The 26,422-nt window shown below is 47.4% G+C and carries 24 protein-coding genes, 3 tRNA genes and 3 rRNA genes; 24 read left to right on the plus strand and 6 right to left on the minus strand.

The annotated features are described in order from the left end of the window. The first annotated feature begins 14 nt into the window (after positions 1-14). On the plus strand, positions 15-599 hold the full coding sequence (locus tag FCU94_RS03045) for a DNA topoisomerase family protein (protein WP_176287081.1): 585 nt from the start codon (positions 15-17) through the stop codon (positions 597-599). 49 nt (positions 600-648) lie between these two features. On the opposite strand, the gene FCU94_RS03050 is transcribed toward FCU94_RS03045, so the two are convergent. Both FCU94_RS03050 and purE read right to left on the minus strand, forming a co-directional pair. Then, entirely contained in the window at positions 649-1,782 is a 1,134-nt protein-coding gene (locus tag FCU94_RS03050) for a 5-(carboxyamino)imidazole ribonucleotide synthase (protein WP_176287082.1), read from the minus strand. Between the two features lie 4 nt (positions 1,783-1,786). Next, the gene (gene purE / locus FCU94_RS03055; protein WP_176287083.1) at positions 1,787-2,272 is read right to left on the minus strand and encodes a 5-(carboxyamino)imidazole ribonucleotide mutase; all 486 of its coding nucleotides are present in this window, start codon (positions 2,270-2,272) and stop codon (positions 1,787-1,789) included. A 191-nt stretch (positions 2,273-2,463) separates the two neighbouring features. Here purE and FCU94_RS03060 point away from each other — a divergent pair, with 191 nt between their 5' ends. From FCU94_RS03060 to FCU94_RS03075, 4 genes are all read left to right on the plus strand, one after another. Then, positions 2,464-3,021: an L-threonylcarbamoyladenylate synthase gene (locus FCU94_RS03060; protein WP_176287084.1), complete on the plus strand. Its 558-nt coding sequence runs from the start codon at positions 2,464-2,466 to the stop codon at positions 3,019-3,021. Positions 3,022-3,044: 23 nt separating this feature from the next. Next, positions 3,045-3,962, plus strand: coding sequence for an oxygen-dependent coproporphyrinogen oxidase (gene hemF / locus FCU94_RS03065; protein ID WP_176287085.1), 918 nt, complete (start codon positions 3,045-3,047; stop codon positions 3,960-3,962). 74 nt (positions 3,963-4,036) lie between these two features. Then, the gene (gene aroE, locus FCU94_RS03070; RefSeq protein WP_176287086.1) at positions 4,037-4,870 is read left to right on the plus strand and encodes a shikimate dehydrogenase; all 834 of its coding nucleotides are present in this window, start codon (positions 4,037-4,039) and stop codon (positions 4,868-4,870) included. Between the two features lie 3 nt (positions 4,871-4,873). Continuing rightward, positions 4,874-5,140, plus strand: a complete 267-nt coding sequence (locus tag FCU94_RS03075; RefSeq protein ID WP_176287087.1) for a DUF1488 domain-containing protein — start codon at positions 4,874-4,876, stop codon at positions 5,138-5,140. Here FCU94_RS03075 and FCU94_RS03080 read toward each other — a convergent pair. After that, entirely contained in the window at positions 5,130-5,681 is a 552-nt protein-coding gene (locus FCU94_RS03080) for a gamma carbonic anhydrase family protein (protein WP_176287596.1), read from the minus strand. The two genes, FCU94_RS03075 and FCU94_RS03080, sit on opposite strands and share 11 nt — an antisense overlap. Positions 5,682-6,181: 500 nt before the next feature. Between FCU94_RS03080 and FCU94_RS03085 the strand changes: the two genes are divergently transcribed. The 6 genes from FCU94_RS03085 (at position 6,182) to FCU94_RS03110 (ending at position 11,638) form a co-directional block, all read left to right on the plus strand. Beyond that, positions 6,182-7,733: ribosomal RNA gene (locus FCU94_RS03085) — 16S ribosomal RNA — on the plus strand. 90 nt (positions 7,734-7,823) lie between these two features. Continuing rightward, positions 7,824-7,894, plus strand: a tRNA-Glu gene (locus tag FCU94_RS03090). A gap of 24 nt (positions 7,895-7,918) precedes the next feature. Further along, positions 7,919-7,994, plus strand: a tRNA-Ala gene (locus FCU94_RS03095). 301 nt (positions 7,995-8,295) lie between these two features. After that, a 23S ribosomal RNA gene (locus tag FCU94_RS03100) occupies positions 8,296-11,185 on the plus strand. 91 nt (positions 11,186-11,276) lie between these two features. Next, a 5S ribosomal RNA gene (rrf, locus tag FCU94_RS03105) occupies positions 11,277-11,392 on the plus strand. Together the 16S, 23S and 5S rRNA genes with 3 tRNA genes alongside form the textbook arrangement of a ribosomal RNA operon. A gap of 169 nt (positions 11,393-11,561) precedes the next feature. Next, positions 11,562-11,638: transfer RNA gene (locus FCU94_RS03110), tRNA-Trp, on the plus strand. A 377-nt stretch (positions 11,639-12,015) separates the two neighbouring features. Here the strand turns inward: FCU94_RS03110 and suhB are convergent. After that, positions 12,016-12,819 (minus strand): inositol-1-monophosphatase, encoded by an 804-nt coding sequence (suhB, locus tag FCU94_RS03115; RefSeq protein ID WP_176287088.1) that lies wholly within the window; start codon positions 12,817-12,819, stop codon positions 12,016-12,018. A gap of 177 nt (positions 12,820-12,996) precedes the next feature. Here suhB and trmJ point away from each other — a divergent pair, with 177 nt between their 5' ends. The 12 genes from trmJ to fusA all read left to right on the plus strand — a co-directional run bounded on the left by trmJ (position 12,997) and on the right by fusA (position 23,929). Next, positions 12,997-13,728, plus strand: coding sequence for a tRNA (cytosine(32)/uridine(32)-2'-O)-methyltransferase TrmJ (gene trmJ / locus FCU94_RS03120; RefSeq protein ID WP_176287089.1), 732 nt, complete (start codon positions 12,997-12,999; stop codon positions 13,726-13,728). A 113-nt stretch (positions 13,729-13,841) separates the two neighbouring features. Continuing rightward, positions 13,842-14,348: a Fe-S cluster assembly transcriptional regulator IscR gene (gene iscR / locus FCU94_RS03125; RefSeq protein ID WP_176287090.1), complete on the plus strand. Its 507-nt coding sequence runs from the start codon at positions 13,842-13,844 to the stop codon at positions 14,346-14,348. Between the two features lie 29 nt (positions 14,349-14,377). Then, positions 14,378-15,592 (plus strand): IscS subfamily cysteine desulfurase, encoded by a 1,215-nt coding sequence (locus tag FCU94_RS03130; protein WP_176287091.1) that lies wholly within the window; start codon positions 14,378-14,380, stop codon positions 15,590-15,592. Between the two features lie 49 nt (positions 15,593-15,641). Further along, positions 15,642-16,022, plus strand: coding sequence for a Fe-S cluster assembly scaffold IscU (iscU, locus tag FCU94_RS03135; RefSeq protein ID WP_176287092.1), 381 nt, complete (start codon positions 15,642-15,644; stop codon positions 16,020-16,022). Between the two features lie 69 nt (positions 16,023-16,091). After that, entirely contained in the window at positions 16,092-16,415 is a 324-nt protein-coding gene (gene iscA / locus FCU94_RS03140) for an iron-sulfur cluster assembly protein IscA (RefSeq protein WP_176287093.1), read from the plus strand. Between the two features lie 56 nt (positions 16,416-16,471). Continuing rightward, positions 16,472-16,987, plus strand: coding sequence for a co-chaperone HscB (hscB, locus tag FCU94_RS03145; protein WP_176287094.1), 516 nt, complete (start codon positions 16,472-16,474; stop codon positions 16,985-16,987). A gap of 18 nt (positions 16,988-17,005) precedes the next feature. Next, positions 17,006-18,859, plus strand: coding sequence for a Fe-S protein assembly chaperone HscA (gene hscA, locus FCU94_RS03150; protein ID WP_176287095.1), 1,854 nt, complete (start codon positions 17,006-17,008; stop codon positions 18,857-18,859). An 11-nt stretch (positions 18,860-18,870) separates the two neighbouring features. Next, positions 18,871-19,209 carry an ISC system 2Fe-2S type ferredoxin gene (gene fdx / locus FCU94_RS03155; RefSeq protein WP_176287096.1) on the plus strand — a complete coding sequence of 113 codons (339 nt, stop codon included), beginning with the start codon at positions 18,871-18,873 and terminating at the stop codon, positions 19,207-19,209. Between the two features lie 25 nt (positions 19,210-19,234). Next, on the plus strand, positions 19,235-19,429 hold the full coding sequence (iscX, locus tag FCU94_RS03160) for a Fe-S cluster assembly protein IscX (RefSeq protein ID WP_176287097.1): 195 nt from the start codon (positions 19,235-19,237) through the stop codon (positions 19,427-19,429). A 150-nt stretch (positions 19,430-19,579) separates the two neighbouring features. Further along, positions 19,580-20,878, plus strand: a complete 1,299-nt coding sequence (pepB, locus tag FCU94_RS03165) for an aminopeptidase PepB (protein WP_176287098.1) — start codon at positions 19,580-19,582, stop codon at positions 20,876-20,878. 55 nt (positions 20,879-20,933) lie between these two features. Next, positions 20,934-21,359 carry a nucleoside-diphosphate kinase gene (ndk, locus tag FCU94_RS03170; protein WP_176287099.1) on the plus strand — a complete coding sequence of 142 codons (426 nt, stop codon included), beginning with the start codon at positions 20,934-20,936 and terminating at the stop codon, positions 21,357-21,359. Between the two features lie 482 nt (positions 21,360-21,841). After that, complete coding sequence (gene fusA, locus FCU94_RS03175; RefSeq protein WP_176287100.1) at positions 21,842-23,929, plus strand: elongation factor G; 2,088 nt, start codon at positions 21,842-21,844, stop codon at positions 23,927-23,929. Positions 23,930-24,213: 284 nt separating this feature from the next. Here fusA and FCU94_RS03180 read toward each other — a convergent pair whose 3' ends face one another. Next, positions 24,214-25,146, minus strand: a complete 933-nt coding sequence (locus tag FCU94_RS03180; protein ID WP_176287101.1) for a LysR substrate-binding domain-containing protein — start codon at positions 25,144-25,146, stop codon at positions 24,214-24,216. Positions 25,147-25,243: 97 nt separating this feature from the next. Between FCU94_RS03180 and FCU94_RS03185 the strand changes: the two genes are divergently transcribed. Beyond that, on the plus strand, positions 25,244-25,450 hold the full coding sequence (locus FCU94_RS03185) for a DUF1127 domain-containing protein (protein ID WP_176287102.1): 207 nt from the start codon (positions 25,244-25,246) through the stop codon (positions 25,448-25,450). Positions 25,451-25,463: 13 nt separating this feature from the next. Here the strand turns inward: FCU94_RS03185 and FCU94_RS03190 are convergent, their stop codons facing one another. Next, complete coding sequence (locus tag FCU94_RS03190) at positions 25,464-26,363, minus strand: LysR substrate-binding domain-containing protein (RefSeq protein ID WP_176287103.1); 900 nt, start codon at positions 26,361-26,363, stop codon at positions 25,464-25,466. Between the last annotated feature and the right edge of the window lie 59 nt (positions 26,364-26,422).

Consider the following 26,422-nt stretch of genomic DNA (forward strand, 5'->3'; position numbering starts at 1 on the left):
CCTCAAGAGTCGATATGAGTAACAAAATAGACAGTCAACTGTTCTCGGCCCATGAACATGCTTTGGAACATCAAGCTTGTCCTAAGTGTCAGCAAGAGCAACGCAACGGCGAACTTCACCTTCGTCATGGCAAACATGGCCCTTTCTTAGGCTGTGATCAGTACCCTACGTGTGATTACATTAAGCCTTTGCACCAAAATGATGGCCACATCATCAAGGAGCTTGGTGTTGCCTGTCCAGAATGTGGCAATGAGTTGGTGTTACGTCAGGGACGTTATGGGATGTTTATTGGTTGTAGTCACTATCCCGAGTGTCATCATATCGAATCGCTGGATCAGCCTAAGCAAGAACAGCAGCAACCAGAGCATCATCTTTGCCCAGAGTGCGTTAAAGGTCATTTGGTCGAGCGTAAAACCCGCTTTGGTAAGGTTTTCTATGCCTGCGATAACTACCCTAAATGCAAGTTTGCGGTTAATCAACCGCCAATTGCAGGTCAATGTGAGAAGTGTGGTTTTCCACTGTTAGTTGAGAAGAAGCTAGCCAGTGGCGTCAAAAGGCAGTGCGCTGATCGTAAGTGTCATCACCTTCAACAAGATTAAAAAAACGGCGCATCGAGCGCCGTTTTGCTATTGATATCAATGAACTGAATTATTCGACAAAGTTGGCTGAAAACTCATGAACAGCAGGGAATGCCTCTTTGTCTAACACATCAGCGAGCGCACACAGTTTGCGTTGCAATTCACCGCTGTAATCGCCACACACATTGATATGCCCCATCTTGCGACCAGCACGTTTCTCTTTGCCGTACCAGTGAAGATGAACACCATCCATTGCCAGTATTTCTTCAGGTAAGCTGTCTTCGCCTAGGATGTTGATCATAGAGGTTTCGCGAATCAGTTTGGTGCTGCCCAATGGCAAACCACAAACGGCGCGCAGGTGGTTTTCGAACTGACAAGTTTCCGCGCCTTGCTGAGTCCAGTGACCTGAGTTGTGGACCCGTGGTGCAATCTCATTAACCAGTAAAGTGCCATCGACATCAAAAAACTCCAGCGCTAACACGCCCACATAGTCGAGTCGCTCAGCGACTGCTGCAAACATCGCTTTAGCTTGTGCTTGCAGCTCGGTATCAGAAATCGCTGTTGAAAGCGTCAGCACACCATTGGTATGAATGTTTTCTGCTAGCGGGTAGACAGCGATGTCTCCGTTTTTTGCTCGAGCCCCAACGAGAGACACTTCACGGTTAAAGGGCACAAACTCTTCGGCAACGATGGCCTGCGTGTCGCTAGCAGCAATACAGTCGGCCATTTCAGCCCAGATAGTGTCTGCTTGAGCGGCATCTTTGAGTCGCCATTGCCCTTTGCCATCGTAACCACCCAAGGCACTTTTTAATACCATAGGAATGCCGACATGTTTGATCGCAAGGTCGAAATCTTCTCGGTTTTTAATCACCGCGTATTTAGCGTTGCGAACACCGGCCTGGTCGAGGAGGTATTTCTCGATACGGCGATCGCCCCCGGCTTTGATGGCCTCGCTTGATGGTCGGAACTTACCGCTTTGCTCACATACATCGAGGATGTCATGAGGGATATGCTCAAATTCCGCCGTGATCACATCGGCTTGCTCGATGGCGTTATCCAGACCGTGGCCAATCACGGCTTGTGTGAGTGGATGAACAATCGTTTCGCTGCCGACATCGTAGGCTGAAATCTCAATGTTAAGAGGGGCGCCAGCTAGCGACATCATGCGTGCCAGTTGGCCTGCGCCTAACACTAAAACATGCATCAACTTAGTCCTCTGCTGGATTTGGGTTAGCGAGAACCGTTTCCGTTTGCTCGGCGCGGAACGCTTCAACTTTCGCCATGATAGCTTCATCATGAGTGCCCAGAATTTGCGCCGCCAGAATACCCGCGTTCGCCGCGCCTGCTTCACCGATCGCTAGAGTGCCTACTGCGATACCTTTTGGCATCTGAACAATAGAATAAAGCGAATCCAGACCACTTAGTGCGCGAGATTGAACGGGAACGCCAAGGACAGGTAGCGATGTAAAGGCTGCGGCCATGCCCGGCAAGTGCGCAGCGCCGCCAGCGCCAGCGATAATCACTTTTAGGCCACGTTCTTTGGCGCTGGTCGCGTAGTCGGCAAGCAGTTGAGGGGTACGGTGCGCTGAGACCACTTTGGTTTCGTATTCGACTCCAAATTTATCTAGCATTTCCGCGGCTAGTTTCATGGTTGGCCAATCTGATTTTGAACCCATGATGATCCCGACTTTCATCTCAAACTCCTTCAAAGCTGCTTAAATTGGATGAGCAATTGGTTTGCTGCGCATTATACGGGTAAATTAAGCTTAAGCAAACGTTTGCGCTGGGTTTGTCGTTGAATGATGAGGGCGTAAGCTAGAAGCCTTCGCGATCGATGGAATTTGTTTGTAGACTAGTCAAAACAGGACACGACAGGAAGCTTTGGTTGGACAACTTTAACCAAGCGCTACAGGCGCTACAACAGGGTGAGGTGATCGCCTACCCAACGGAAGGGGTGTTTGGCCTTGGGTGCGATCCAGACAACCCAGATGCCATCAAAAAGTTACTGGAAATCAAACAGCGCTCGGTGGATAAGGGTTTAATCTTAATCGCGGCGAATTATCAGCAATTAAAGCCGTATATCGATGAGCAGTCCTTGAGTGCCGACCAGCTCGATGCGATAAAACGTGATTGGCCTGGCCCGATAACTTGGGTAGTGCCTTGCAGCGACAAGGTATCGATTTGGGTGCGTGGTCAACACGATTCGGTTGCGGTGCGTGTGACGGATCATCCTTTAGTACAAAAGATGTGTAATGCCTTTGCAAAGCCGTTAACCTCTACCAGCGCAAACCTAGCCGGTCTTCCACCTTGCGCGACAGCAGAGCAGGTGCATCAGCAGTTGGGTCCTTACTTGGCTGCTGTGCTAGAAGGGCAAACTGGTGGTCGAATTAAGCCGAGTGAAATTCGTGATGCCAGAACCTCACAAGTATTAAGACAGGGATAACCCTGCGTAGTAAAGGAAATCGTATGTCAGCGATAGATAAGCAAGCGGTCAAGCAGTTCTTGATGACGCTACAAGATTCAATTTGTCATCAACTCGAACAAATAGACGGCCAAGCCCAATTTGTTGAAGATGCATGGCATCGAGAACCTGGCGAAAAATTGGGTGGCGGTGGTCGAACGCGAGTCATGAAAGATGGGGCGGTCTTTGAGCAAGGAGGAGTTAACTTCTCTCATGTGCAAGGTAAAGAGATGCCGGCATCAGCGACGGCACATCGGCCCGAGCTCGCCGGACGTCGTTTCGAAGCGATGGGCGTTTCTTTGGTGATGCACCCTAACAACCCTTATGTGCCAACTTCACACGCCAATGTGCGCTTCTTTATTGCAGAAAAAGAGGGCGAGGAACCCATTTGGTGGTTTGGTGGTGGTTTTGACCTCACCCCTTTTTATCCGTTTGAAGAGGACGCACAGTATTGGCATAACACAGCCAAAGAAGTGTGTGCGCCTTTTGGCTGTGAGGTTTATCCAGAACACAAAGCTTGGTGTGACCGCTACTTCTATCTTCCCCACCGTGATGAGACGCGTGGAGTCGGCGGGTTATTCTTTGATGATCTCAATCAATGGCCATTTGACAAGTGTTTTGACTATATTAAAGCAGTAGGTGAAGGTTACACCCAAGCCTATTTGCCGATAGTGGAGCGTCGCAAAGAGACCGCATACGGTGAACGTGAACGTCAGTTCCAGTTGTATCGCCGAGGTCGTTACGTTGAATTTAACTTAGTCTATGACCGTGGCACCCTATTTGGCCTACAAAGTGGTGGGCGTACTGAGTCGATTCTGATGTCGATGCCACCTCTAGCGCGCTGGGAATACGCATATCACGCTGAGCCGGGCTCACCGGAAGCAGAGCTCTATGATCACTACCTCAAACCAAGAGAGTGGTAAGGCTTTCTTCCTCGTGTAGATAGTGATAGGGTCAACTCAATTGAGTTGGCCTTTTTATTTCTCCAGGTATGGATATGACACAGCAAATAGATCGTTACGCCGTTTTTGGTAATCCCATCGCCCACAGCAAATCGCCTTTCATCCATACCCTATTTGCTCGTCAGACAAACCAGCCTCTCATCTATACCGCGGAACTCGCGCCAATTGGAGAGTTTACCAGCGCAGCCAAAGCGTTTTTTGCCGATGGTGGTAAAGGTTGTAATGTGACAGTACCGTTCAAAGAGGATGCCTACCAATTTGCTACGCGACTCACCGAGCGAGCGCAATTGGCTGGAGCGGTAAACACATTAAAAAAACTCGATGATGGTGAAATTATTGGTGATAACACCGATGGCGAAGGGCTGGTACAGGACTTACTGCAATATCAAGTACCACTTAAAGGTGCGCGCATCCTTGTGATTGGGGCTGGTGGTGCGGCTCGAGGGGGGTTAAAACCTTTGATCGACCAGCAGCCAAGCGAAATCATCATTACCAATCGAACGCTCGCAAAAGCCCATCAATTACAAGAGCTGTTTTCACCATATGGAAAGGTTCGTTCAATTGCGATGTCGGAGGTTCACGATGGCTTTGATGTGGTGATCAATTCCACATCGGCGAGCTTGAGCGGCGAGTTGCCAGCGATTTCAGCCAACATCTTTACTCCACAGACTTATGCCTACGACATGATGTATGGCGCTGGCAAGACAGCCTTTAATCAATGGGCTTTAGATAATAAAGTAGCGGCGGCCTACGATGGTTTAGGCATGTTAGTCGGCCAAGCCGCGGAAAGTTTTCTGTTGTGGCGCGGGTTGAGGCCGGGCACTAAACAGATTTTGCGCGAACTGCGTAAGAATTTAGAAGGGATGTAAACCTTGAATCAATCTATCCTGTTCCCAGATATACAGGCTTGGCAGGCAGAGTCTCAAGTCATAAGCTTTCCAGCCCAGCAAAGTGGCGCACTGATCGAGTGTATCGTCTCTAAACGAGCGTTGGAAAAACTGTCTGGGCAAACCGTTAGCGATGAACAGCAAGCTCTGGCGGTGTTTGCTCAATACCGCTTTGATCTTGAGGAGCTTGCTGAAGGTTTGATAGAGGACGAAGAGTACAATAGCTTAGGCCAAATAGAAGTTATGGCTTGATGTCTTTCACCTGGTGAAGATAGTCCTCTTTATTCTGCACATAGTTATCGGCGGATTTCTGTAAGAATGCGCGCTCTGTATCATTCAAGGGGCGTGCTTGTTTGACTGGGCTGCCCACATAAAGATAGCCACTCTCTAATACTTTGCCTGGTAGGATTAAACTACCAGCACCTACCATGACCTCCTCTTCTATCACAGCGGCGTCGAGGACTATCGCGCCCATCCCAACCAGTACACGATCATGAATAGTGCACCCGTGTAACATGACTTTGTGGCCAATGGTGACATCGTTGCCGATAATAAGCGGGTAGCCTTGGGGATTTTCAGCATTTTTATGGGTAACGTGCAAAACCGAGCCATCTTGAACGTTAGTGCGCTCACCGATATGAATATGGTTCACATCGCCGCGAGCAGCGACCAGGGGCCAAATACTCGAATCGTCGCCAATCTTAATATCTCCAACCAACACCGAACTACTATCTATATAGACGCGTTCACCTAGTTGTGGCTTTATACCTTTGTAACTGCGTAAAGAGGTCATCATTTTTCCTTGTCCTAGAGGAGAATTGCCATAATAAGGCTATAAAAGTGGCAAAAACAGGTGGTTTTGAATAGAAAATACACAAACAATAAAAAAATCAAAAAAAACACCAAAAAGGGCTTGCCAATGTGATGTCGATCTCTATAACCAACCGTCTATAATGCGCTCCCACTGACACGGCAGATGCTACAAGGCTTCAGCAATTGTCAGCGAGGTGAAAAACTACTAAAAAATAAATTTGAAAAAGTGTTTGACTCTTCAAATTAACTCGCTAGAATTCACCTCCGCTTTGAGAGAAAAGCTTCTCGAAAAGCAATGTTCTTTAACAATATAAACCTATCAATCTGTGTGGGCACTCGTTGATGATAATCCAAATAGTTTCTTCGGAAACAATTTAGGTTTCAATGAAACGAAGTGACCATTGAGTCGAAAGATTCAGCACAGTCAATTCAAACATTACTTTATGTAATGTTCAGTATTCATTGAGCCGACAAAATCTTAAATTGAAGAGTTTGATCATGGCTCAGATTGAACGCTGGCGGCAGGCCTAACACATGCAAGTCGAGCGGAAACGAGTTAACTGAACCTTCGGGGAACGTTAACGGCGTCGAGCGGCGGACGGGTGAGTAATGCCTGGGAAATTGCCCTGATGTGGGGGATAACCATTGGAAACGATGGCTAATACCGCATAATAGCTTCGGCTCAAAGAGGGGGACCTTCGGGCCTCTCGCGTCAGGATATGCCCAGGTGGGATTAGCTAGTTGGTGAGGTAAGGGCTCACCAAGGCGACGATCCCTAGCTGGTCTGAGAGGATGATCAGCCACACTGGAACTGAGACACGGTCCAGACTCCTACGGGAGGCAGCAGTGGGGAATATTGCACAATGGGCGCAAGCCTGATGCAGCCATGCCGCGTGTATGAAGAAGGCCTTCGGGTTGTAAAGTACTTTCAGCAGTGAGGAAGGTTCATGCGTTAATAGCGTATGGATTTGACGTTAGCTGCAGAAGAAGCACCGGCTAACTCCGTGCCAGCAGCCGCGGTAATACGGAGGGTGCGAGCGTTAATCGGAATTACTGGGCGTAAAGCGCATGCAGGTGGTTTGTTAAGTCAGATGTGAAAGCCCGGGGCTCAACCTCGGAATTGCATTTGAAACTGGCAGACTAGAGTACTGTAGAGGGGGGTAGAATTTCAGGTGTAGCGGTGAAATGCGTAGAGATCTGAAGGAATACCAGTGGCGAAGGCGGCCCCCTGGACAGATACTGACACTCAGATGCGAAAGCGTGGGGAGCAAACAGGATTAGATACCCTGGTAGTCCACGCCGTAAACGATGTCTACTTGGAGGTTGTGGCCTTGAGCCGTGGCTTTCGGAGCTAACGCGTTAAGTAGACCGCCTGGGGAGTACGGTCGCAAGATTAAAACTCAAATGAATTGACGGGGGCCCGCACAAGCGGTGGAGCATGTGGTTTAATTCGATGCAACGCGAAGAACCTTACCTACTCTTGACATCCAGAGAACTTTCCAGAGATGGATTGGTGCCTTCGGGAACTCTGAGACAGGTGCTGCATGGCTGTCGTCAGCTCGTGTTGTGAAATGTTGGGTTAAGTCCCGCAACGAGCGCAACCCTTATCCTTGTTTGCCAGCACTTCGGGTGGGAACTCCAGGGAGACTGCCGGTGATAAACCGGAGGAAGGTGGGGACGACGTCAAGTCATCATGGCCCTTACGAGTAGGGCTACACACGTGCTACAATGGCGCATACAGAGGGCGGCCAACTTGCGAGAGTGAGCGAATCCCAAAAAGTGCGTCGTAGTCCGGATCGGAGTCTGCAACTCGACTCCGTGAAGTCGGAATCGCTAGTAATCGTGGATCAGAATGCCACGGTGAATACGTTCCCGGGCCTTGTACACACCGCCCGTCACACCATGGGAGTGGGCTGCAAAAGAAGTGGGTAGTTTAACCTTCGGGGGGACGCTCACCACTTTGTGGTTCATGACTGGGGTGAAGTCGTAACAAGGTAGCCCTAGGGGAACCTGGGGCTGGATCACCTCCTTATACGATGATTATTGCGATGAGTGTTCACACAGATTGATGTGTTTATACACGTTAAGAGACGATACTGGGTCTGTAGCTCAGGTTTATTGTCCCGTTCGTCTAGAGGCCTAGGACACCGCCCTTTCACGGCGGTAACAGGGGTTCGACTCCCCTAAGGGGATTGGCACACAGTATCAACACCTGATGGGGCTATAGCTCAGCTGGGAGAGCGCCTGCCTTGCACGCAGGAGGTCAGCAGTTCGATCCTGCTTAGCTCCACCATCTTTAAGTGTTCTTGAAATAGAATCTTTAAAAATGGTTCTTAAATGAATCTAGCTCTTTAACAATTTGGAAAGCTGACGAATAACAACAATCCCCATCTCTTTGAGATGCGTTGTTATTCAATTAAAAGTTCTCAAATCCTAACTCTATGAATTAGGTACCAACACACATTCAAGTGTTCTTGGAAAGCACCACAATTTATTGTGATGTTTATATTTGAGTCCGGCAAAATCGTGTCTGCACATGTATAAAAATGCAGACAACTTTGGTTGTTTGACGTAAAGACCCTTTGGGGTTGTATGGTTAAGTGACTAAGCGTACACGGTGGATGCCTTGGCAGTCAGAGGCGATGAAAGACGTAGTAACTTGCGATAAGCCCAGATTAGGTAGTAACAACCATTTGAGTCTGGGATTTCTGAATGGGGAAACCCACTAGCATAAGCTAGTACTGTTAACTGAATACATAGGTTAACAGGGCGAACCGGGGGAACTGAAACATCTAAGTACCCCGAGGAAAAGAAATCAACCGAGATTCCGAAAGTAGCGGCGAGCGAAATTGGACTAGCCCTTAAGCTTTTAATGAGACAGGTGAAGCCTCTGGAAAGTGGCGCGATACAGGGTGATAGCCCCGTAACCGACATCTCATCATCAGTGAAATCGAGTAGGGCGGGACACGTGATATCCTGTCTGAATATGGGGGGACCATCCTCCAAGGCTAAATACTACTGACTGACCGATAGTGAACCAGTACCGTGAGGGAAAGGCGAAAAGAACCCCTGTGAGGGGAGTGAAATAGAACCTGAAACCGTGTACGTACAAGCAGTAGGAGCAGGCTTGTCCTGTGACTGCGTACCTTTTGTATAATGGGTCAGCGACTTATATTCAGTAGCAAGGTTAACCATCTAGGGGAGCCGTAGAGAAATCGAGTCTTAACTGGGCGTCGAGTTGCTGGATATAGACCCGAAACCAGGTGATCTAGCCATGGGCAGGTTGAAGGTTGAGTAACATCAACTGGAGGACCGAACCGACTAATGTTGAAAAATTAGCGGATGACTTGTGGCTAGGGGTGAAAGGCCAATCAAACCTGGAGATAGCTGGTTCTCCCCGAAATCTATTTAGGTAGAGCCTCGGACGAATACTACTGGGGGTAGAGCACTGTTAAGGCTAGGGGGTCATCCCGACTTACCAACCCTTTGCAAACTCCGAATACCAGTAAGTACTATCCGGGAGACACACGGCGGGTGCTAACGTCCGTCGTGGAGAGGGAAACAACCCAGACCGCCAGCTAAGGTCCCAAATTATAGCTAAGTGGGAAACGATGTGGGAAGGCTTAGACAGCTAGGATGTTGGCTTAGAAGCAGCCATCATTTAAAGAAAGCGTAATAGCTCACTAGTCGAGTCGGCCTGCGCGGAAGATGTAACGGGGCTAAGCTATAAACCGAAGCTGCGGCAATGCGATTTATCGTATTGGGTAGGGGAGCGTTCTGTAAGCCGTTGAAGGTGAGTTGTAAAGCTTGCTGGAGGTATCAGAAGTGCGAATGCTGACATGAGTAACGATAAAGGGGGTGAAAAACCTCCTCGCCGGAAGACCAAGGGTTCCTGTCCAACGTTAATCGGGGCAGGGTAAGTCGACCCCTAAGGCGAGGCCGAAAGGCGTAGTCGATGGGAAACGGGTTAATATTCCCGTACTTCTTACAATTGCGATGGGGGGACGGAGAAGGCTAGGTGGGCCTGGCGACGGTTGTCCAGGTTCAAGTGCGTAGGCTTGAGAGTTAGGTAAATCCGGCTCTCTTTAAGGCTGAGACACGATGTCGAGCAACTACGGATGTGAAGTCATTGATGCCATGCTTCCAGGAAAAGCCTCTAAGCTTCAGATTGTAAGGAATCGTACCCCAAACCGACACAGGTGGTCGGGTAGAGAATACCAAGGCGCTTGAGAGAACTCGGGTGAAGGAACTAGGCAAAATGGTACCGTAACTTCGGGAGAAGGTACGCTTCTGACGGTGAAGTCCCTCGCGGATGGAGCTATCGGAAGTCGCAGATACCAGGTGGCTGCAACTGTTTATTAAAAACACAGCACTGTGCAAAATCGTAAGATGACGTATACGGTGTGACGCCTGCCCGGTGCCGGAAGGTTAATTGATGGGGTTAGACGTAAGTCGAAGCTCTTGATCGAAGCCCCGGTAAACGGCGGCCGTAACTATAACGGTCCTAAGGTAGCGAAATTCCTTGTCGGGTAAGTTCCGACCTGCACGAATGGCGTAATGATGGCCACGCTGTCTCCACCCGAGACTCAGTGAAATTGAAATCGCTGTGAAGATGCAGTGTACCCGCGGCTAGACGGAAAGACCCCGTGAACCTTTACTACAGCTTGGCACTGAACATTGACCCTACATGTGTAGGATAGGTGGGAGGCTTTGAAGACGGTACGCCAGTATCGTTGGAGCCGTCCTTGAAATACCACCCTTGTAGTGTTGATGTTCTAACTTAGACCCGTTATCCGGGTTGAGGACAGTGCCTGGTGGGTAGTTTGACTGGGGCGGTCTCCTCCCAAAGAGTAACGGAGGAGCACGAAGGTGGGCTAATCACGGTTGGACATCGTGAGGTTAGTGCAATGGCATAAGCCCGCTTGACTGCGAGAATGACAATTCGAGCAGGTGCGAAAGCAGGTCATAGTGATCCGGTGGTTCTGTATGGAAGGGCCATCGCTCAACGGATAAAAGGTACTCCGGGGATAACAGGCTGATACCGCCCAAGAGTTCATATCGACGGCGGTGTTTGGCACCTCGATGTCGGCTCATCACATCCTGGGGCTGAAGTCGGTCCCAAGGGTATGGCTGTTCGCCATTTAAAGTGGTACGCGAGCTGGGTTTAGAACGTCGTGAGACAGTTCGGTCCCTATCTGCCGTGGGCGTTGGAAGATTGAAGGGGGCTGCTCCTAGTACGAGAGGACCGGAGTGGACGAACCTCTGGTGTTCGGGTTGTGTCGCCAGACGCATTGCCCGGTAGCTAAGTTCGGAATCGATAAGCGCTGAAAGCATCTAAGCGCGAAGCGAGCCCTGAGATGAGTCTTCCCTGACTCCTTGAGAGTCCTAAAGGGTTGTTCGAGACTAGAACGTTGATAGGCAGGGTGTGTAAGCGTTGTGAGGCGTTGAGCTAACCTGTACTAATTGCCCGTGAGGCTTAACCATACAACACCCAAAGGGTTTTGATGGACTCAAAGCAAGAACAGATTTGAATGTGTAGAGAACACAATAACAGCTTTCCGAATTAAAGAATTTGCTTGGCGACCATAGCGATTTGGACCCACCTGATTCCATGCCGAACTCAGAAGTGAAACGAATTAGCGCCGATGGTAGTGTGGGGCTTCCCCATGTGAGAGTAGGACATCGCCAGGCTTTAATTTTGACTTTGTCTACGATGTAGACAAGTCACCATAAATCTTTAAGTTTTCTTAGAGGTAGATGTTGACTTACTGAGTCAATCGCGTATTATACGCGTCCTGCCTTTCGAGTCCCGTCCACTCCGCCACTTATTCAGACAAAGTTAAGTCTTTAAAACAACTACAGGGGTGTAGCTCCAATTGGCAGAGCAGCGGATTCCAAATCCGCGTGTTGGGAGTTCGAATCTCTCCACCCCTGCCATATTAAAAAGGCTCTAGTCGAAAGACTAGAGCCTTTTGCTTTCTGACTACTCAATATTCTCAAACGGTTATCTGTAAAATATTTGAACTTCGTTGATATTCAAACAAAGCTAATGCTGGCTCTTGGCAACAAGTTTCGTTGAGTCGAGCTACTGTTGCCACAATGAAAAATGTCTGACCCAGAAGGTAGGGTTCTCGAAAAGACGCTCTCAACCCCTCGATACGTATACTCGTCGCATTTCATTACAGCATGATAATTTAGACCAGCAAGCAGTTGGTTTACCACCAAGAGCTGTGTACATACTTTACCAAATTAGTCGTATAAAAAAGCCCACTCTTAGTAGAGTGGGCTTGAATCAGCTGTGACGGAGCTTAGTCTTATTTTAAAATAGCGTCGTTACTATTTTCACGAATGTTTTTTAGAATACCTTTGACACCGCGTGCGCTAGAAGCCACTACATTACCCGACTTCATATATTCAGTACCGCCAGCAAAGTCAGTCACGATAGCGCCAGCTTCACGAGCAATCAGTTCACCAGCAGCGATGTCCCAAGGTTTTAGACCAAGCTCAAAGAAACCATCAACGCGGCCAGCAGCCAGGTAACATAGGTCTAGAGCAGCAGAACCAGTGCGACGGAAGTCTGCACAATCTACAAATAGAGAAGACATAATCTTGAAGTAAGACTCAGAGTGTTGCTTCTGCTTGTATGGGAAACCTGTTGCCAGAACTGTGCCTTGAAGGTCTTTTAGCTGCTTAACGCGGATACGAGCATTGTTTAACTGAGCACCAGCTCCACGCTGCGCAGTGAATAGCTCGTTTAGCATTGGGTCATATACACACGCAACTTCAGTTTTGCCTTTAATGCGAACTGCGATAGATACAGAGAAGTGTGGCAAACCTTTTACAAAGTTTGTTGTGCCATCCAGTGGGTCGATGATCCATTGAACGTCTTGGTCTTTACCTTCGATGACGCCATTTTCTTCAGCAACGATAGAGTGATCAGGGTAAGACGCCTTGATCGTATCGATGATGATAGTTTCCGCTTCTTTGTCTACGTTAGTAACAAAGTCATTCGTGCCTTTCTGAGTAGATTCGATCTTCTCAGCATTTTCTAAAGATTTAGCAATATGGTTGCCAGCTTTTCGTGCAGCACGAATAGCGATATTAAGCATTGGATGCATACTAATTTCCCAACGGATGTTAAAGAACAGAAAAACGGGCGGCAGTATACCAGATTACTAGTTAAATGGAAGTGGTTAATTTTTGTGCTTTCGGTTTTTTAGTCTCGAGGGTCTGACCATTTTACTCAGGTATATGATACTATCTTGCAGCTTCAATTTTAGTGTTAGGATTTTATCATGCTCGACAACGTCAAAGTGGTCCTAGTTGGGACTTCACACTCCGGAAATATTGGCTCTGCAGCGCGTGCCATGAAAGTGATGGGGTTGACGAATATGATATTGGTCGATCCGCAGTGTCACGTTGACGAGCAAACTATCGCTTTAGCCTCCGGGGCTGCGGATATTGCTGAGAACGCCACAATCGTCAATAGCCTGGCAGAAGCTGTCGCTGACTGCTCGCTTGTGGTTGGCTCTAGTGCTCGCTCACGTACTCTAGAATGGCCGATGCTTGAGCCTAGAGCGTGTGGTGTTAAGTTTGTTGAAGAGGGTCAGAGCAGTTCCGTCGCCTTGGTGTTTGGAAGAGAACGTACAGGCCTGACTAACGATGAACTGCAAACATGTCATTATCATGTCTGTATTCCTGCTAATCCAGAATATAGCTCTTTGAATTTAGCAATGGCGGTGCAAACCCTAAGCTATGAAATACGTGTAGCGTATCTCGAGTCTCAACAGAGTCAATACGTGCCATCGGAACCGCTTGAGTACCCACGGCATAAAGAACTCGAATTGTTCTTCCAGCATCTTGAAAATGTGGCTAAGAAGACCCAATTCATTAATGATGAGCAACCCGGAAAAGTGATGAATAAGCTCCGTCGCTTATTCAGTCGTGCTCGCCCAGAAGCACAAGAGTTAAACATCCTGCGTGGTATTTTGACATCGGTAGAGAAGCGCATCGCCGATAAAAAATAACCTTTTTCGTGAAGTGGTTAAATACCTGACTATTTTAGTCAATTAAATACTTGACCATTTTGGTCGGGTATGTAAAAATTCCTACCACATTAACGATGTGGATATGGTGTTATATGAGACTTACATCTAAAGGAAGATATGCAGTGACAGCCATGTTAGATGTGGCTCTACACTCACAACAAAGCCCTGTACCTCTCGCTGACATTTCAGAACGTCAGGGGATTTCACTATCTTACCTAGAACAGCTTTTTTCTAAGTTACGTAAAGCTGGTCTAGTGAGCAGTGTGCGTGGACCAGGCGGTGGTTACCGTCTAGGTGAAGACGCACACTCAATCGCAATTGGTACTGTGATCGCCGCGGTGGATGAGTCTGTTGACGCCACTAAGTGTAACGGTAAAGGAGACTGCCAAGGTGGTTCTCGATGCCTAACACATACACTATGGCGCGATTTAAGTTCACGTATCAGTGACTTCTTGAATAACATTACACTCGGCGAGTTAATGAAAGACAACGAAGTACTAGAGATTTCTGATCGACAAGACCTCGAGCTTGTCGTGAACAATGGGTTCGCTAATAAAAATACTCACACCGCACCCATCGGTGTGAACGTCCGCTCTTAAGCGGTCTGCCTGTTACATTGGAGTAGAGAATGAAACTGCCTATTTATCTAGATTATTCAGCGACCTGTCCAGTTGATCCACGTGTGGCTGAAAAAATGGTTCAGTACATGACTATGGATGGTACGTTTGGTAACCCAGCGTCACGTTCACATCGTTACGGCTGGCAGGCAGAAGAAGCGGTTGATACAGCCCGTGAGCAGATTGCTGACTTGCTCAATGCCGATCCACGCGAGATCGTATTTACGTCTGGAGCCACAGAGTCTGACAACTTAGCGATTAAAGGTGCTGCACACTTTTACTCGAAGAAAGGCAAGCACGTTATCACTTGCAAAACTGAACACAAAGCAGTACTCGACCCTTGTCGTCAGCTTGAACGTGAAGGTTTTGAAGTCACTTACCTTGAGCCAGAATCGAATGGTCTAATTGACCTTAATAAGCTAAAAGAAGCTATGCGTGAAGACACCGTTCTTGTCTCTATTATGCATGTAAACAACGAGATTGGTGTTATCCAAGATATCGCTTCGATTGGTGAACTGTGTCGTGACAATAAGGTCGTGTTCCACGTTGATGCTGCCCAGTCTGCAGGTAAACTTCCTATCGATGTTCAAGAGATGAAAGTTGACTTAATTTCACTTTCTGCGCACAAAGCATACGGTCCTAAAGGCATCGGTGCTCTTTACGTTCGTCGCAAGCCTCGCATTCGTCTAGAAGCACAAATGCACGGTGGTGGTCACGAGCGAGGTTTCCGCTCAGGCACACTAGCGACTCACCAAATTGTAGGTATGGGTGAAGCCTTCCGCATCGCTAAAGAAGATATGCAGAAAGACTTCGACCACGCACTTGCCCTTCGCAACCGTCTATTAGACGGTGTCAAAGACCTAGAAGCGGTCACTGTTAATGGTGACTTAGAGCAGCGTGTGCCGCATAACTTGAACGTGAGCTTTGCTTTTGTTGAAGGTGAGTCACTGCTGATGTCACTTAAAGACCTCGCCGTATCTTCTGGCAGTGCCTGTACTTCAGCAAGCCTTGAGCCTTCATACGTTTTACGAGCTCTTGGTTTAGATGACGAACTAGCGCATAGCTCGGTCCGCTTCTCTTTTGGTCGCTTTACCACTGAAGAAGAGATCGACTACGCAATTGAACAAATTCGTACTGCAGTGATTAAACTGCGAGACATGTCTCCTCTATGGGATATGTACAAAGAGGGAATCGACCTAAGCACTGTTGAGTGGGCTCACCACTAATAGCGCGTCTGGTTCCAAGGATATAAATAGAGGATTCGAGGTAAATATCATGGCATATAGCGAAAAAGTAATTGATCACTACGAGAACCCACGTAACGTTGGTTCATTTGATAAAGAAGATCCAAATGTCGGGAGTGGTATGGTTGGTGCTCCTGCGTGTGGTGATGTGATGAAACTGCAAATCAAGGTAACGCCAGAAGGCATTATTGAAGATGCAAAATTCAAAACCTACGGTTGTGGTAGCGCGATTGCTTCAAGCTCACTGGTTACCGAGTGGGTGAAAGGTAAAAGCATTGACGACGCAGCGGCAATCAAAAATTCAGAAATTGCTGAAGAGCTTGAGCTTCCACCTGTAAAAGTTCACTGTTCAATTCTTGCGGAAGACGCAATAAAAGCAGCCGTTGCTGACTACAAGAAAAAACACCAATAATAAGTAATCTGTATATAATGGGAGCCTTGTTCTCCCATTTCATTCGCAAAAGACAAACTAAGGTGCAGTATGGCCATCACAATGACAGAAGCCGCGGCAAGTCGCGTTAAATCATTCCTAGATAACCGAGGGAAAGGTATCGGTTTACGCTTGGGTGTAAAGACGACGGGCTGTTCTGGTATGGCTTATGTTCTCGAGTTTGTCGATGAGTTAAACGAAGAAGATCAAGTTTTCGAACACGAAGGCGTCAAAGTCATTATCGACCAGAAAAGCTTAGTTTATCTCGATGGTACTGAGCTTGATTACGTGAAAGAAGGCTTGAATGAAGGGTTTGAGTTTAATAACCCAAATGCCAAGAGCGAATGTGGTTGTGGTGAGAGCTTCAACGTTTAATTGATAGCACCAGTGGGCTTCGGCCTGCTGGTAGATTACCAAGGACCGAATTCAGCATGAATTACTTTGAATTATTTGGGCTACCAAGTCAGTTTTCGCTGGATGGTAGCCTTCTTTCTTCTCAGTTCCGTCAATTGCAGATGCAGTTTCATCCGGATAAGTTTGCAAGTGCCTCAGAGCGTGATCGTTTGATGGCGGTGCAGAAAGCGGCACAGATTAACGATGCTTATCAAACACTAAGAAACCCGGTTGCGCGAGCTGAGTATTTGCTGGCTGAACACGGTGTAGACATTCGTGGTGAACAGCAAACCATGCAAGATCCGATGTTTCTGATGCAACAGATGGAGCTGCGTGAAGAGCTAGAAGAGATCACTTCGAGTGCCGAACCAGACACAGCGTTGTTCGATTTTGAAGCCAAAGTATCCAAGATGTATAAACAGCACCTTGTAGATGTTGAAAAAGATTTAGATCGAGCAGATTGGCCGCAAGCGGCAGATCGAGTGCGCAAACTAAAATTTATTGCCAAATTAAAACATGAAATCGAGTTAGCGGAAGAGAAGCTCCTCGGCTAGAGAACAACAAGGGTCACCATGGCATTACTTCAAATTGCAGAACCGGGCCAGAGCTCGGCGCCACATGAGCACAAACTTGCAGTCGGTATCGATTTAGGTACAACCAACTCTTTGGTTGCTTCTGTGCGTAGTGGTGATGCTGCTACTTTAAAAGATCAACAGGGTCAGAGCATACTGCCTTCCGTCGTCCACTATTCAGAGCAACAGCCTATTGTTGGCGAGCGTGCTAAAGCGAAAGCAGAAACAGATCCTGAGAATACGATCATTTCAGTTAAGCGTCTGTTGGGGCGTTCTTTGAATGACATCCAAACCCGTTACCCTAACCTCCCTTACCAGTTCACCACTAGTAAAAGTGGGTTGCCAGTTATCCAAACTGCCGACGGAGCGAAGAACCCAATCGAAGTGTCTGCAGATATTTTACGTGCTTTGGGCCAGCGTGCCGAACAGACTTTAGGGGGAGAACTTGCTGGCGCTGTGATTACGGTTCCCGCCTACTTTGACGACGCCCAGCGTGCAGGAACTAAAGACGCAGCAAAACTCGCGGGTTTGCATGTTCTACGCTTATTGAACGAGCCGACTGCCGCAGCGATTGCCTACGGACTTGATTCTGGTCAAGAGGGCGTGATTGCAGTTTACGACTTGGGCGGCGGGACTTTTGATATCTCGATTTTGCGCTTGTCAAAGGGGGTATTCGAGGTGCTCGCGACGGGCGGTGACTCAGCTTTAGGCGGTGACGACTTTGATCACTTATTGGCAGACTTCTTGATTGAAAAATCGGGAGTAGCAGTCCCGCTCACTGCAGAGCAACACCGTATCGTTGTTAATGTCGCAACCAAAACCAAAATAGCGTTTTCTGAGCAAGATAATGTTGATGTAGACGTATTGGGTTGGTCGGGTAAAGTGTCTCGCCAGGAGTTCGAAGAGCTCATTCGCCCGTTGGTTAAGAAAACACTGTTCTCTTGTCGCCGTGCGTTGAAAGATGCAGATGTCGATGCAGAAGACGTGTTAGAAGTCGTGATGGTTGGTGGTTCCACGCGTACCTTACTGGTACGTGAAATGGTCGGTGATTTCTTTGGCCGCACTCCATTGACGAGCATTAATCCTGACGAAGTAGTCGCTATCGGTGCTGGTATTCAGGCCGATATCTTGGTGGGCAATAAGCCCGACTCGGAGATGTTATTACTCGATGTGATCCCGCTATCTCTTGGCATTGAAACTATGGGGGGGCTGGTCGAAAAAATCGTGCCGCGTAATACCACTATCCCCGTCGCTCGAGCGCAAGAGTTTACCACCTTCAAGGACGGTCAAACAGCGATGAGTGTTCATGTCGTTCAAGGTGAGCGTGAAATGGTTGATGATTGTCGTTCACTCGCGCGCTTTTCACTCAAAGGCATTCCGGCCATGGCGGCGGGAGCTGCGCATATTCGTGTCACTTACCAAGTGGATGCCGATGGGTTGCTTTCTGTCACGGCGATGGAAAAAAGCACGGGTGTTCAGTCTGAGATCCAAGTCAAGCCTTCCTATGGATTGAGCGACGATGAGGTGGCAAACATGCTGCGTGATTCGATGACTCATGCCAAAGAAGATATGCAAGCGAGAGCCCTAGCAGAACAGCGTGTAGAAGCTGATCGTGTAATTGAAGGCTTGATAGCGGCCATGCAAGCTGATGGTGATGATTTGCTGTCAGAGGACGAAAGAGCGAGGCTGCTAAAAGTGATTGAAGCACTGATTGAGCTGCGCAATGGTGATGATGCAGATGCAATCGAACAAGGCATCAAAGACACGGACAAAGCAAGCCAAGACTTTGCATCGCGCCGTATGGATAAATCGATTCGAGCTGCGCTGGCAGGTCAATCAGTCAATGATATTTAAGAGATAAAGTTATGCCAAAGATTATTGTTTTGCCGCACGAAGATCTATGCCCTGAAGGTGCTGTACTAGAGGCACAATCTGGCGAAACTGTGCTTGATGTGGCACTGAAAAACGGTATTGGAATTGAGCACGCTTGTGAGAAGTCATGTGCGTGTACCACTTGTCACGTGGTGATTCGCGAAGGCTTTGATTCTCTTGAGGAGAGCGATGAGCTTGAAGATGACATGCTAGACAAAGCTTGGGGACTAGAACCAGAGTCTCGTTTAGGCTGCCAGGCAAAAGTGACCGATGAAGACCTGGTTGTAGAAATTCCTAAATATACGCTAAACCACGCATCAGAAGATCATTAATTATTGGATAGAAAGGAAGGGAGCAATGAAGTGGACTGATTCACGAGACATCGCAATTGAGTTGTGTGACAAATTCCCAGACGTAGATCCAAAAAACGTGCGTTTTACCGACCTGCACCAGTGGATTACAGAGCTTGAAGAGTTTGACGATGAGCCAAATCGTTCCAATGAAAAAATTCTAGAAGCGGTGATTTTGTGTTGGATGGATGAAATGGACTAATCCTCGCGGGGAAAACCATCTTAGTTAACAAAAATTAGCAAAAAAAGCGGACCTTATGGTCCGTTTTTTTATCAATGTCACTTTAAAGTGTTAACATTCTGCTGTGAATAGAAAAGGCGTAGGCAGCGCCAGCAAAGACAAGGAGTAACCATGTCTACACAGATGTCAGTATTTCTAAGCCAATCCCCAGCAGCACCTCAATGGGGGGAGAAGGCAATTCTCTCTTTTTCAGATAATAGCGCGACTGTTCATTTGGCGGACAGCCATGACTTGGGCGCGATTCAACGTGCTGCTCGAAAGCTTGATACCCAAGGTATTGTGAGGGTTTCTTTGCAAGGCCAGGAGTGGGACCTTGAAACAATTTGGGCTTTTCACCAAGGCTACCGTGGGCCGAAAAAGACCAACACCATGGAGTGGCCATCACTGGCTGAAGCGGAGCAATCAGAATTACACGCACGCATAAAAGCGACTGACTTCACCCGCGATATTATTAACAAACCGGCAGAAGAAGTTGCGCCTCGTCAACTGGCCACGATGGCTGCTGAGTTTATCAAGTCTGTCGCACCAGAAGGGACAGTCACCGCTCGCATCGTTAAAGACAAAGACCTGCTTACAGAAGGGTGGCAAGGCATTTATGCGGTAGGTCGAGGTTCAGAACGCACTTCGGCAATGCTTCAGTTAGATTTCAACCCGACGGGTGATGAAAATGCACCTGTGTTTGCCTGTCTAGTAGGTAAAGGGATCACTTTTGACTCTGGCGGCTACAGCATTAAACCGTCAAACTTCATGACTGCGATGAAAGCGGATATGGGCGGTTCAGGTACGATTACAGGTGGCTTAGGCTTAGCGATTATGCGCGGGCTCAACAAGCGAGTGAAACTGATTTTATGCTGCGCAGAAAACATGATTTCTGGTCGAGCTCTCAAATTGGGCGATATTATCACCTATAAGAATGGTAAAACCGTTGAGATTATGAATACTGATGCCGAAGGGCGTTTGGTTCTGGCTGACGGGCTGCTTTACGCCAGTGAACAGAAACCAGAGCTAATCATCGACTGTGCTACTTTAACTGGTGCAGCGAAGAACGCACTCGGCAACGATTATCACGCCTTGATGAGCTTTGATGATGAGCTGTCTCATCAAGCGCTTACTGCTGCCAACCAGGAAAAAGAAGGGCTGTGGCCCCTTCCGTTGGCGGATTTCCATCGTGGGATGTTACCTTCAAATTTTGCCGACTTGTCTAACATCAGTAGTGGTGATTATTCACCAGGTGCAAGCACTGCTGCCGCCTTCTTATCTTACTTCGTTGAAGACTACAAAAAAGGTTGGTTGCACTTCGATTGCGCTGCGACCTATCGCAAAGGGCCGACTGATAAATGGGCAGCTGGTGCTACAGGCGTCGGCGTACGAACCTTAGCTGGTCTATTACTTCAACAAGCTGAAAAATAAATTTAAGAGGCCATAGAGCCTCTTCCATTAAAACAATAAACGAAAGGATACCCTTATGGCTCTAGAAAGAACGTTTTCTATTGTTAAGCCTGACGCAGTAGAACGTAACCTTATTGGCGAGATCTATCACCGTATTGAAAAGGCTGGATTGCGTATTATCGCCGCTAAAATGGTGCATTTGACTGAAGAGCAAGCCAGTGGTTTTTACGCAGAACATGAAGGGAAAGAGTTTTTCCCTGCATTAAAAGAGTACATGACATCAGGACCTGTGATGGTTCAAGTACTGGAAGGTGAGGATGCAATCGCACGTTACCGCGAACTTATGGGCAAAACCAACCCGGAACAAGCGGCGTGCGGTACGATTCGTGCTGATTATGCGCTCAGTATGCGCCACAACTCAGTTCACGGCTCAGATAGCCCTGAATCTGCAGCTCGAGAAATTGAGTTCTTTTTCCCGAGCTCGGAAATCTGTCCTCGCTAGTCAGCTCTCATACAGCGTTCCATGATATGAAGCCAGTGACTGAGTTGCTGGCTTTATTTATGACAGTTTGATGAGCGACAACTCAAGCTTATCCGGCGAGAGTGTTGGGTGCTGGACAAAAAGTCTGCTATCATCTTCGGTTTATTGGCTGCAAAAAAGATAGTCCAGTATTAGCACTAGATAATATTTGGGTAGTTCGACCTTTCGGAGCAAGTAGCAGCTGTTATTATGCTGAGCTAAAGATTTCCTTGTTACAACGTTCAAAATGAAGGTAATAAGGAACATAAATTAGCCGCGAGCCAAGCAATATCGTCTATTATTTATGCGTAAATTTTAAGCACGACACACGCTTTTGCCTATCCTTAACTAGTGGCAAATCAAAGCGAAAATTTTTTTAACATACGGCGCTTGCAAGGGTATCAGTCTTGACAGATTGTGATATACTCTGCGCGCAATTTATACCTTATAAACAGAGTAAGACAATGGCAGATTTATCAAAGTACAGAAACATTGGTATTTTCGCGCACGTTGATGCGGGTAAAACTACCACCACTGAGCGTATCCTTAAGCTTACTGGTAAAATCCACAAAACTGGTGAAGTACACGACGGTGAGTCTACGACTGACTTCATGGAACAGGAAGCTGAGCGTGGTATTACTATCCAGTCTGCTGCGGTAACTTGTGAGTGGAATGGCCACCGCCTAAACGTTATCGATACTCCGGGACACGTTGACTTTACAGTAGAAGTATACCGTTCACTTAAAGTTCTTGACGGTGGTATCGGTGTATTCTGTGGTTCTGGTGGTGTTGAACCTCAGTCAGAAACAAACTGGCGTTACGCGAACGATTCAGAAGTTGCTCGTCTGATTTTCGTAAACAAACTAGACCGCATGGGTGCTGACTTCTTCAACGTTGTTGACCAAGTGAAGAACGTACTAGGTGCAAACCCACTAGTTATGACTCTGCCAATCGGTCGTGAAGACGATTTCGTTGGTGTTGTAGACGTTCTAAACCGCCAAGCTTACGTTTGGGATGACACAGGTCTTCCAGAGAACTACGAAATCAAAGAAGTTCCAGCTGACATGGTTGATGACCTAGAAGCATACCGTGAAGAGCTTGTTGAGACTGCTGTAGAGCAAGACGACGACCTAATGGAAGCTTACATGGAAGGCGAAGAGCCAACTATCGAGCAGCTAAAAGCTTGTATCCGTAAAGGTACACGTGAGCTAGCGTTCTTCCCAACGTTCTGTGGTTCTGCATTCAAAAACAAAGGTATGCAGCTTATCCTTGACGCTGTTGTAGATTACCTACCAGCGCCAAACGAAGTTGATCCTCAGCCTCTAACAGATCCAGAAACTGGTGAGCCAACTGGCGAAGTTGCAACTGTATCTGCTGATGAGCCACTTAAAGCGCTAGCATTCAAGATCATGGATGACCGTTTTGGCGCACTAACATTCGTACGTATCTACTCTGGCCGTCTGAAGAAAGGTGACACTATCCTTAACTCAGCAACGGGCAAAACAGAGCGTATCGGCCGTATGTGTGAGATGCAAGCGGACGAGCGTAACGAGCTAACTGAAGCTCAAGCGGGCGACATCATCGCTATCGTAGGTATGAAGAACGTTCAAACTGGTCACACTTTATGTGATCCTAAGCATGAATGTACTCTAGAAGCTATGATCTTCCCAGAACCAGTAATCTCTATCGCTGTTTCTCCGAAAGACAAAGGTTCTACAGAGAAAATGGGTATTGCGATCGGTAAGATGGTTGCAGAAGATCCATCATTCCAAGTTGAGACTGACGAAGACTCAGGCGAAACTATCCTGAAAGGTATGGGTGAACTTCACCTAGACATCAAGGTAGACATCCTTAAGCGTACTTATGGCGTTGAGCTTGAAGTAGGTGCTCCACAGGTAGCTTACCGTGAAACTATCACTCAAGCAGTTGAAGATAGCTACACGCACAAGAAGCAGTCTGGTGGTTCTGGTCAGTTCGGTAAGATCGACTACCGTATCAAACCAGGTGAGCCAAACTCTGGCTTCACGTTCAAATCAACGGTTGTTGGTGGTAACGTACCTAAAGAATTCTGGCCTGCAGTAGAGAAAGGCTTCGAATCTATGATGGCTACTGGTGTTCTAGCTGGTTTCCCAACTCTAGACGTAGAAGTTGAGCTATTCGACGGTGGCTTCCACGCAGTTGACTCTTCAGCAATCGCTTACGAAATCGCAGCTAAAGGTGCATTCCGTCAGTCTATGCCTAAAGCGGGTGCACAGCTTCTTGAGCCAATCATGAAAGTTGACGTATTCACTCCAGAAGACAACGTTGGTGACGTAATCGGTGACCTTAACCGTCGTCGTGGTATGATCAAAGACCAACAAGCTGGTACTACAGGTGTTCGTATTAAAGCAGACGTTCCTCTATCAGAAATGTTTGGCTACATCGGTCACCTACGTACTATCACTTCTGGTCGTGGCCAGTTCTCTATGGAGTTCGGTCAATACGCACCTTGTCCAGCAAACGTTGCTGAGCAAGTTATCGCAGAAGTTAAAGAGCGTGAAGCTAAGAAGTAATTCTTGCTTTAGCTAGATAGCTTTAAAAGCCCTAGTCGAAAGACTGGGGCTTTTTTGTTGCGGAGAACGGGAACGGACTTCGTCCTATAGTGCGCTGTGCTACGAGAGTCTCGCCCTTCTGCAATTATTGGTGTCATTCCGTAGAGTGACGAAGGAGCGAGTAGGGAATCTCATTTAGTATCCGGTTTTCTTCGAGAGATCCCCCAGTTCACTCGTTCCTTGCTCTTGGGGATGACAAAACTTCAGCACAGCAAATCATCCCGATTCCTGACTCCCGCTCTGGCTCATCTCGGACTGCGGCTATCAATAATCTCCAAACCTAAATGATCGAGCTTCTGGCACTCCTTGGCTTGGTTAAAAATCCATTCACAGAAGCGTTTGATTTTCTCTCTTTTAAAGTAGGCACGTGGCGCACATAGGAAATAGTTGTAGTCGGTACGCTGCGCTAGATTACCGATTCTAACTAGTTTTCCTTCATCAATGTAACGTTGAGCTAAGGTATGTTTGGCGAGTGCGACGCCTTGAACGGCTAAAGCGCCTTCCAACACAAAGTGGGAGCCGTTGTATTTAAGTGTTGGCTTAGAGGCTTTATGACCCACATTGTTAAGCCAAATTCCCCAGTCAAGATCTCGCCAATAATCTTCAATCAAGTCCGCGCCTGTTAGGTCGCTGAGTTCGTATATACCGTGTTGCTCTTGGTAGATGGGGTGACAAACGGGATAGAGCAACTCTTCAATAAGTAATTCTGAAGTGATGTTTGGATAATCCCCAGGTCCATATCGAATACACAAATCGAGACTAGAGTTTTGAAAATCAGCCAGTTCGCTGGTGGGCTCAATCATCAGTTCAAGATCTGGGTTTTGCTGTCTAAAGTGGCCAATCCTCGGTACTAACCAGTGCTGGGCAAAGGAAGGTAATGTCGAAATGGACAGCTGGTTAGGGTTCGGATCTTGGTTGATTTGTCGAATACCGCGATGAAGATGCTCAAAGCCTCGTTGCGTTTGATCATAGAGTATCTCCCCCTCCATGGTTAGCGTGACTTTACGATGCTGCCTCAAGAACAGCTCCGCACCTAAGAAGTCTTCCAGTTGACGTATCTGTTGGCTAATGGCTGCAGCGGTGACATAGAGCTCTTGGGCTGCCAGTTTGAAGCTGCCCAGCCTCGCTGCGGTATAAAAGTAATAAATGCCCTGCAAAGGTGGTAATCGATCTTTCACTTTAGTTTTCCTTAACTGAAGGTCAATTTGTATCGTTTGAGCAAGATAGGTTCATGGTTAATTATTTAATCATTAAATGCAAGAGAGGAGAGAAACCATGGAAACTTCAGAATATGGCTACAAACAAAAATTATCTGATACTTTAGTTTGGGATAAAAAAATCTTAACTATATTGAAGCGTTGGTGGAGAAATTATCACACTCGTCAGCAGTTGGAAAATTTGCCAGATCATCTTCTTGATGATCTTGGACTAACGAAAGAGCAATCGCATGAAGAAAGCATTCGACGATTTTGGGATGAGTAATCCGCAAAAAGAGTTACTCTGCAATTTCACTATGTAGCCAGTTGGCAAAGGCTGAGATTCTTTGCCTGCGAGGGGACTCGTTGTCATAAAAGAGATTAAATTGAATGCCGGGAATCATGCCAATATCAAAAGGTTTGATCAGCAAACCTCGTTCAACATAATCACTGGCGAGAGAGTCAGAGGCCAAACAAGCGCCATGACCCGCCATTACCGCATTCATGGCGTGATCGAAGGTACTGACATCCATCCATTGAACGGACTCCTTGTTCATTGAAACACCTGCTTGAGCGAACCAAGTTTGCCAAGGATAGCCGCCTGATTCGTAATGAATTAACCAAGTATTGAGTAATTGTTTCGGCTCCGACAGGCCAATACTGTCTGCAAGGCGTGGAGAGCAAAAGGGATAAATGCTCTCTTCAAATAGACACTCCTTGTGAAGCTGTTGTCCGCTTGGTGTATCAAGGGCTTCACCTTGCCATATCGCGACGTCGGCATCGCCCTGTTTTAAGTTCGGAGCATCACAACTGGTAATGATGCGAATTGGGACATTTGGGTGTTGAGTCGAAAATTTCCACAAGCGTGGCAATAACCAGCGGGAGGCGAAGGAGGGCGTAGAGCTAACGCACAGCAGGCCTTCAATCGGTTCATTTTGTATCTGATTGAGACCGCTGACAATCGATTCAAATCCTTGAGACACATGGATAAACAAAGTCTTACCTTGCTCTGTAAGGCGCATTTCTCGTCCGTCACGCATAAACAGCTTGCAGCCCAATCCCTCTTCGAGTTGACGAATTTTTTGGCTCACCGCGGCTTGACTGATACAAAGTTCATCGGCCGCTCGACTGTAGCTATTAAGTCGAGCGGCAACTTCAAAGTAACGTAATCCCGCTAAATGATGCAGCCTTGCATCCATATCCATGTCCCAATGATTTTCAAGGTGAAAGCATCATAATCCCTTTAGAGCAAAAGAAA

The sequence above is a fragment of the Vibrio sp. JPW-9-11-11 genome, assembly GCF_013369335.1.
In the GTDB taxonomy this organism is placed as follows: Bacteria; Pseudomonadota; Gammaproteobacteria; order Enterobacterales; family Vibrionaceae; genus Vibrio.